The organism is Rhodococcus sp. PvR044 (assembly GCF_040548995.1).
GTDB lineage: Bacteria > Actinomycetota > Actinomycetes > Mycobacteriales > Mycobacteriaceae > Rhodococcus_G > Rhodococcus_G oryzae.
The window spans coordinates 242,079-248,814 of record NZ_JBEPSX010000007.1; the positions used below are offsets into that span (position 1 = coordinate 242,079).

At 68.3% G+C, this 6,736-nt stretch carries 7 protein-coding genes; 6 read left to right on the top strand and 1 reads right to left on the bottom strand.

What is annotated here, in order from left to right; genetic code table 11:
• Nucleotides 1-4 precede the first annotated feature (4 nt).
• The 6 genes from pabB to ABIC28_RS18025 all read left to right on the top strand — a co-directional run bounded on the left by pabB (nucleotide 5) and on the right by ABIC28_RS18025 (nucleotide 6,186).
• Nucleotides 5-2,089 carry an aminodeoxychorismate synthase component I gene (pabB, locus tag ABIC28_RS18000; protein WP_269590335.1) on the top strand — a complete coding sequence of 695 codons (2,085 nt, stop codon included), beginning with the start codon at nucleotides 5-7 and terminating at the stop codon, nucleotides 2,087-2,089.
• A 77-nt stretch (nucleotides 2,090-2,166) separates the two neighbouring features.
• On the top strand, nucleotides 2,167-3,042 hold the full coding sequence (locus tag ABIC28_RS18005) for a prephenate dehydrogenase/arogenate dehydrogenase family protein (RefSeq protein ID WP_097209953.1): 876 nt from the start codon (nucleotides 2,167-2,169) through the stop codon (nucleotides 3,040-3,042).
• Nucleotides 3,039-4,031, top strand: coding sequence for an AurF N-oxygenase family protein (locus ABIC28_RS18010; RefSeq protein ID WP_179800402.1), 993 nt, complete (start codon nucleotides 3,039-3,041; stop codon nucleotides 4,029-4,031). The genes ABIC28_RS18005 and ABIC28_RS18010 overlap by 4 nt, the downstream gene beginning before the upstream one ends.
• Nucleotides 4,032-4,157: 126 nt before the next feature.
• Complete coding sequence (locus ABIC28_RS18015) at nucleotides 4,158-5,378, top strand: serine hydrolase domain-containing protein (protein WP_097209713.1); 1,221 nt, start codon at nucleotides 4,158-4,160, stop codon at nucleotides 5,376-5,378.
• Nucleotides 5,379-5,401: 23 nt separating this feature from the next.
• Complete coding sequence (locus tag ABIC28_RS18020) at nucleotides 5,402-5,656, top strand: MerR family transcriptional regulator (protein WP_257016942.1); 255 nt, start codon at nucleotides 5,402-5,404, stop codon at nucleotides 5,654-5,656.
• Complete coding sequence (locus ABIC28_RS18025; protein ID WP_257016943.1) at nucleotides 5,611-6,186, top strand: MerR family transcriptional regulator; 576 nt, start codon at nucleotides 5,611-5,613, stop codon at nucleotides 6,184-6,186. Before ABIC28_RS18020 ends, ABIC28_RS18025 begins: the two co-directional genes overlap by 46 nt.
• 71 nt (nucleotides 6,187-6,257) lie before the next feature.
• Here the strand turns inward: ABIC28_RS18025 and ABIC28_RS18030 are convergent, their stop codons facing one another.
• Complete coding sequence (locus tag ABIC28_RS18030; RefSeq protein WP_354580145.1) at nucleotides 6,258-6,683, bottom strand: hypothetical protein; 426 nt, start codon at nucleotides 6,681-6,683, stop codon at nucleotides 6,258-6,260.
• Nucleotides 6,684-6,736: the final 53 nt, after the last annotated feature.

Consider the following 6,736-nt stretch of genomic DNA (forward strand, 5'->3'; position numbering starts at 1 on the left):
GCCCATGACGCCGACGCGAACGCTCCTCATCGACAACTACGACTCCTTCACCTACAACCTCTACAGTCTGCTGGCCGAGGTGAACGGCGTACCGCCGACCGTGGTGTCGAACGATGTCGACTGGGCGTCGGTGAACCTGGCCGACCACGACAACATCGTCATCTCGCCGGGGCCGGGAAGGCCGGACCGGGATCGGGATTTCGGCATCAGCGCCGCCGCGATCACCGAGGGCGATCTGCCCGTTCTCGGAGTGTGTCTCGGGCACCAGGGGCTGTGCCACCTGTTCGGGAGCCAGGTCCTGCCCGCGCCGTTCCCCATGCACGGGCGGGTCTCCGAGGTCCATCACACCGGGGAAGGACTGTTCGCGGGAATCCCCTCGCCCTTCCGCGCGGTCCGGTACCACTCCCTGATCGTCGAGGATCTCGACGATCGGCTCGAGGCGCTGGCACACACGCGCGACGGCCTCTTGATGGCGGTGCGCCACAAGGAGCGGCCGCTCTGGGGCGTTCAGTTCCACCCGGAGTCCATCTGCACCGATCACGGTCGCGCGCTGCTGACCAATTTCCGGGACCTGACCCCGCGGGCGCGCTCCCGCCGGGCGACGGCACGCCCGATACCGCTGCCGCTGGCCGAACCCCGCTATCGCGTCGACAGCATGCGCATCGACCGGCCATTCGATCCCAAAGAGATCTACGAGGCGCTGTTCGCCCACGGCCCGAACAGCTTCTGGCTGGACGGCAGCGCGGCGCTCGAGCCGGACTCGCGGTTCTCCGTCATGGGCGACTGCTCGGGCCCGCTGGCCGAGTACGTCACCTACAGCGTCACCGAGACCACGGTGCGGGTGCACCAGCAGGGAAAGCTCGCGCGGGAGGTCCACAGCACCTTCTTCGACTACATGGACAAGCAGCTGCGCGCCCGCGCGGTGGCCCCCCGCCCCGACCTCCCGTTCGGCTTCTGCCTCGGGTACGTCGGGTACCTCGGCTACGAGCTGAAGGCAGACACCTGTGGGCAGCTCGTCCACACCTCGTCGAACCCGGACGCCGCCGTCGTCTTCGCGGACAGAGCCCTGGTGCTCGACCACGAGGCCGACTGCTGCTACCTGCTCGCGCTCGACGACGGTTCCGGAGACCCGGCGGGCACCCGCTGGCTGACCGAGACGGCCGCCGCGCTGTCGGAGTTCGACGTGGTCCCCCACGAACCGCCGGCGCCGCCCCCGCTGGTCCATCTCGATGCCGACCCCGAGCCACGGTTCCGGCACAGCCGGGACGCCTATCTCGCGCTGATCGAGCAGTGCCTCAGCGAGATCCGGTCCGGCGAGTCCTACGAGGTGTGCCTCACCAACACCGGGACCGTGGACGGGCCGATCGACCCGCTGGACCGCTATGCGTGCCTGCGCGAGATCAGCCCGACCCCGTACAACGCGCTCCTGCAGTTCTCGGGGATCTCGGTCCTGAGCGCCTCGCCCGAGCGCTTTCTGCGGATCGGCGCGGATCGGGTGATCGAGTCCAAGCCGATCAAGGGCACCCGGCGGCGGTCGTTCTCGCCGGACACCGACGAGGCCCTGCGCCGCGACCTGGGTGAGGCCGAGAAGGATCGCGCCGAGAACCTGATGATCGTCGATCTGGTCCGCAACGACCTTTCGCGTGTCTGCGTGCCGGGCTCGGTGCACGTCCCGAAGCTGTTCGACGTCGAGACCTATGCGCCCGTGCACCAACTGGTCTCGACCATCCGCGGCACCCTGCGGCCGGGTGTATCGGTGGTGGACTGCATCCGGGCGACCTTCCCCGGCGGTTCGATGACCGGGGCACCGAAGGTGCGGACCCTCGAGATCCTCGACAAGCTCGAGGACGGCCCGCGCGGGGTCTACTCGGGTGCGATCGGGTACTTCTCGCTCACCGGCACCGCTGACTTCTCCATCGTGATCCGGACCCTGGTCGCAACCGCCGACGAGGTGACGTTCGGTGCCGGTGGCGCGATCATGGCGATGTCCGACCCGGACGAGGAGTACGAGGAGACGATGGTCAAGGCCGTCACCATGAAACGTTGCCTGTCCATGAACACCGACCATCAGGACCAGGCCGGACCGTGATCGACACGGGATCTGCGCGGGCATCGTCGCAGTTCCGCACCGCCGCCGTCGTCGGCGGTGCGGGATCGGTCGGCGCGATGTTGGTGGCGTTGCTGCGCGGCGACGGGGTCCGGGTCCTGGTGGTCGATCCCCGCTGTGCGGCACGCACGGACGCCATCACCGATCCGGATGCCATGGCCGCGGACCTGACGGCCCCGACCGGGGAGCTCGTCGCGGCGCTGCGCTCCGCGGACCTGGTGGTGCTGGCCGTGCCGGAGTCGGTCGCGCTGGCCGCCGCCCCGGCTCTCCCCGGACTTCTCTCCCCCGGCGCGGTGCTCGTCGACACGCTGTCGGTCAAGACGCGGTTCGCGTGTGCGCTCACGGAATCCGCGCCGGGGACTGCGGCCGTCGGGGTCAACCCGATGTTCGCACCCGACCTGGGTATGGCCGGCAGGCCGGTGGCCGCGGTCACGTATTGCGGGGGTCAGCAGGTCGACCGGTTCCTCGCCTCCCTGTCCGGATGGGGGGCCGAGATCGTCCGGCTCGCACCGGAACAGCACGACCGGATCGTGGCGGCGACGCAGGCGCTCACGCACGCGGCGGTGCTGGCCTTCGGCCTCGCGCTGACCGAGCTCGACGTGACGAACGAGGAGCTGGCCGCCAGCGCGACCCCGCCGCACACGGTGGCGCTGGCGCTGTTGGCTCGGATCGGGCTCGGGAACCCGGCGGTGTACCGCGACGTCCAGGCCGGGAATCCGTTGGCGGGCAGGGCACGTGATGCGCTGGCGGCGGCGGTGACCCGATTGTCGTCGGTGGTCGAGCACGGCACCGAGGCCGATTTCGACGCGCTGGTGGCCGCGGCGAGTCGACCCCTCGGCGATCGCGCCCGCCGGTACGGGGATTTGTGTGCGGAGATCTTTCACGGCCTGGCATCCGAGGACGTGTCGGTGCGATCGGAGGTGATCGAGTCGTGACCGGTCCGTTCGAGCTACACGGCGGGACGTTCGAGGGCCTGCTGTCGCCGCCCTCCCTGCCCGAATGCGAAGAGTCGAATCCGGTCGAGAGCGCGGTGATCCGCGGCCTGGTCAGGAGCTGGCCGCGCCGAGCCACGGTGCGGAGGGTCGAACCCGAGCTCGACGACTTCTTCGATCCGGCCAAGGCCGACTTCCCCGAGGCGCTGCTCCCGTTCCGCGAGCACGACCTCTACCGCTGCCTGGACGAGTCGAAGAAGGACCGGCTGCGGGCCTGGGGGTGGATCGCCTACAACAAGAACGTGATGGACATCGAGCAGTTCGTGGTCAACCCGGGTTTCCAGTTGCTCTCCCGCGACGCGTTCGGCACCGGGCTCGGCGACGGCCACCGCGCGGCGGCGCTGCAGTCGATGGTCGACGAGGAGTACCACACCCTGATGCACCTCAACGCGAGCGCCGCGACGCGTCGCCACCGCGGGTGGCCGTTGCGCGAGGACGCGCTGCCCGCCGCCCAGACTGTCCGCCGCCATCACGCGGCCGTGGCCCGGCACACCGATCCGCGGGCCGCGGCGCTGACGACCCTCGCCTACACCACGGTCGCCGAAACATCGATCAGCGCCTACCTGGGCCTGATGACCGGGGACGAGGCGGTGCAGCCGTTGAACCGGGCGACCGTGGCGCTGCACCGACGAGACGAGCAGTGCCACTCCTCCATCACCGGCGACCTGGTGACGCTGGTGTACGACACTCTCGATGCGGACGACCGGCACACCCTGCTCGAGGGTCTGCGCGAGGGGGTGGACGCGTTCACCGCGAGCGACCTCACCACCTGGCGGGCCATCCTGGACCAGGAACGGGTCACCGGCGCGGGGACGATCATCGCGGACGTCACGGCGGACGGCGACCGGAAGCCGATGGTGCAGGACTGCAGCGCGATTCGGCGGCTGTGCGAGCGACTGGGCGTCGCTGAGGACATTCGCGACGAATGGTGAGGGGTCCCGGTCCCTCCGAAAGCAACTGTGATCTAGATCATGGTTGAGGTTGACCTTGGGTCAGGGTGGAAGCTCGTCTCAGCGGCACGACGCCGACCGGACGGAACAGATTGGGAGCAAACCACCATGTCCATCACCTTCTCCGACCAGGACAAGTGCACCCTGCGGGCCGCAGCCCTCGACGCCGCCTCGGTCCCGAACAGCGGGGCCGTGCTGAAGGCCGCTGTTGGGCAGGATTGCCCGGAACTTCAGAAGGCCATCGAAGACATCGTCGATTCCGGTTTCGTCGGGGTGTCGCTGCGCGTGCACGATAAGCGGGGCGAATGGGTCGGCAGCGCAGGGGCGGCCGAGCTGGGCGGGACTACGAAGCCTCCGGTAGACGGGCACATCCGGATCGGCAGCAACACGAAGACCTTCACCGCGACCGTGGTGCTGCAACTGGTGGCCGAGGGCAAGATCGGGCTGGATACCCCGGTGACCGAGTACCTGCCAGAGTTCGGGCTGGATGCGCGGATCACGGTGCGAATGCTGTTGCAGCACACCAGCGGATTGTTCAACTTCACCGGCGAGGTCTACAACGACGGGACGATGGTGCTGGGAAGCCCCATGCCCTACGGCCCCGCGGGCACCGAGTGGATGGATAACCGGCTGAAGACCTATCGGCCGCAGGCGCTGGTGGAGTTGGCGTTGTCCAAGCCGGCCCGGTTCGAGCCGGGGACGGACTGGAGCTACTCCAACACCAACTACGTGCTCGCCCGGCTGCTGATCGAGAAGGTCACCGGCCGCGCGCTCGCCGAGGAGATGCAGCGGCTGATCCTGGACCCGCTCGGGTTGTCGGGCACCGCGGTGCCGGACGCCTCGCCGGAGATCCCCGAGCCCCACGCCCACGCCTACTACCGGTACGAGGAGGCCGGCGAGCAGAAGACGGTCGACATCACCCGCCAGAACCCGTCCTGGATCTCCACGGGTGGTGACATGATCTCGACCACCAAGGACCTGCACACCTTCATCTCCGCGCTGATGAGCGGCAAGCTCCTGCCCGCCCCGTTGCTCACCGAGATGTGCACTCCGCACCCGACGGGCATTCCGAACATGGACTACGGCCTGGGGGTGTTCGTGGTGTCTACCGACGGCGGCGGCACCGTCATCTCACACAATGGCGCCGCCGTGGGCCACGCAGCACTGATGTACAGCACACCCGACGGCAGCCAGACCCTGACCGCAGCGCTGAACTGTGTGGACGACGCCGACCTGTCCATCGCGGCAGCGTTCCAGACCGCTCAGCAAGGGCTCCTCAACGCCGTCTTCTGCGGTGGACAGGCCGATCCGGCGCAGCCGACTGAATGAACCATCTAAGGCAGGCTGAGCAGATGAGGAACGGAGTCACGATCGGGCAGGCGGCAGCATTCGGCGGTGTCACAGTCAAGACGGTGAGGCACTACCACAAGCTCGGCCTGGTGAAGGAGCCCGAACGTGACAGCTCCGGGTACCGGAGATACGGATCGGCCGAGTTGTTGCGGTTGGTGCAGGTCCGGACGCTCGCCGCTGCCGGGGTGCCGCTGGCCAGATCCCGCCCCTGGTGGACGCCGACGCCACGCTCTACGCCGCCGCGCTCGCCGGCGTAGAGCGACAGCTCACCGAACGGATCGAGGAGCTGATCGCGCGACGAGACACGTTGCAACGGCTCGCCGACGGCGACCGTGCGCTACTGGGCGACCGCGCCGTGGCGTTGCTTCAGCGGATGGCCGACCTCGGCTTCCCTGTGGACGAGGTCGCGAACGCCAGGCAGGGTTGGGTGCTGGCCAAGGCCCTGGTCCCGGAAGGCTTCGACGACTACCTCACCTACCTTGAGCACGCCCTCGACGACGCCCAGTACGTCGCCTTGATCAAGCGTGCCGCCGAGGCCGTGGCCTGGGAACCCGACGACCCCCGCGTCGACGAGCTCGCCACCGCCCTAGCCGACCATTACCTCGCCAACCCCGCACACCTGAAAGTCGTGACCGCTCTGCAAGCTCGCAGCGACACTGCGACTCGTTACAGGCTCATTGCCCACCACGGCGAAGAGCAGATACCGGCCACGATGCGGGCGACGGCGCTTTTCGAGACCAGACTCCGCGCCGCCGGCATCCAAATCCCCAGACCGGACTCCCGCTGACGGCGCCGTGCTCCGGTCCTTCGGCTCGACGACCTGCCGGGCCTGCCCACAGGCTTCGCTCGAGCGGCCCCCTATGCCGTTCCTGCTTTCCCGACCGCCTCGCGGGTGAGATCGATCAGTTTTGCGGTGTTCTCGGTGGTAGCCGGATAGCCGGCCGAGGTCACTCCGATGACGTATTCGCCTGCGAGCGCGCCGTATCCGATGTGTGTGTCATCTCCCTGACTCACGGTGCCGGCGAATGCTCTGTCACCGACGTCGATCGGCGGAGGCAGCGCGGCGAAACCTTGGACGGCCTCGCTTTTGTCGATCGCCTCCTCGAATGCGGTCGAGGCCGAGTCGGGGCCGGGATATCGATCGACTGAAACAGTCACCTTTTTGCCGTCGTCCCCTTCGTAGATCGCCATTCGCGTCGCATCGGGGATGCCGGCGGCATTGGTGTTCTCACTCGGCGGGTTCTGGGTGGCGATCTCCGGGAAGTGATTCTGTACGGCCTCCAACGGGACCAGAACCTCCTGTGGCAATTGGTTCGTCCCTGGTTGTCCGCACCCAC

Bases quoted from the DNA above. Each gene is read 5' to 3' on its own strand.
- pabB (WP_269590335.1), top strand. From the start codon at position 5: ATGACGCCGACGCGAACGCTCCTCATCGACAACTACGACTCCTTCACC.
- ABIC28_RS18005 (WP_097209953.1), top strand. From the start codon at position 2,167: ATGTTGGTGGCGTTGCTGCGCGGCGACGGGGTCCGGGTCCTGGTGGTC.
- ABIC28_RS18015 (WP_097209713.1), top strand. From the start codon at position 4,158: ATGTCCATCACCTTCTCCGACCAGGACAAGTGCACCCTGCGGGCCGCA.
- ABIC28_RS18020 (WP_257016942.1), top strand. From the start codon at position 5,402: ATGAGGAACGGAGTCACGATCGGGCAGGCGGCAGCATTCGGCGGTGTC.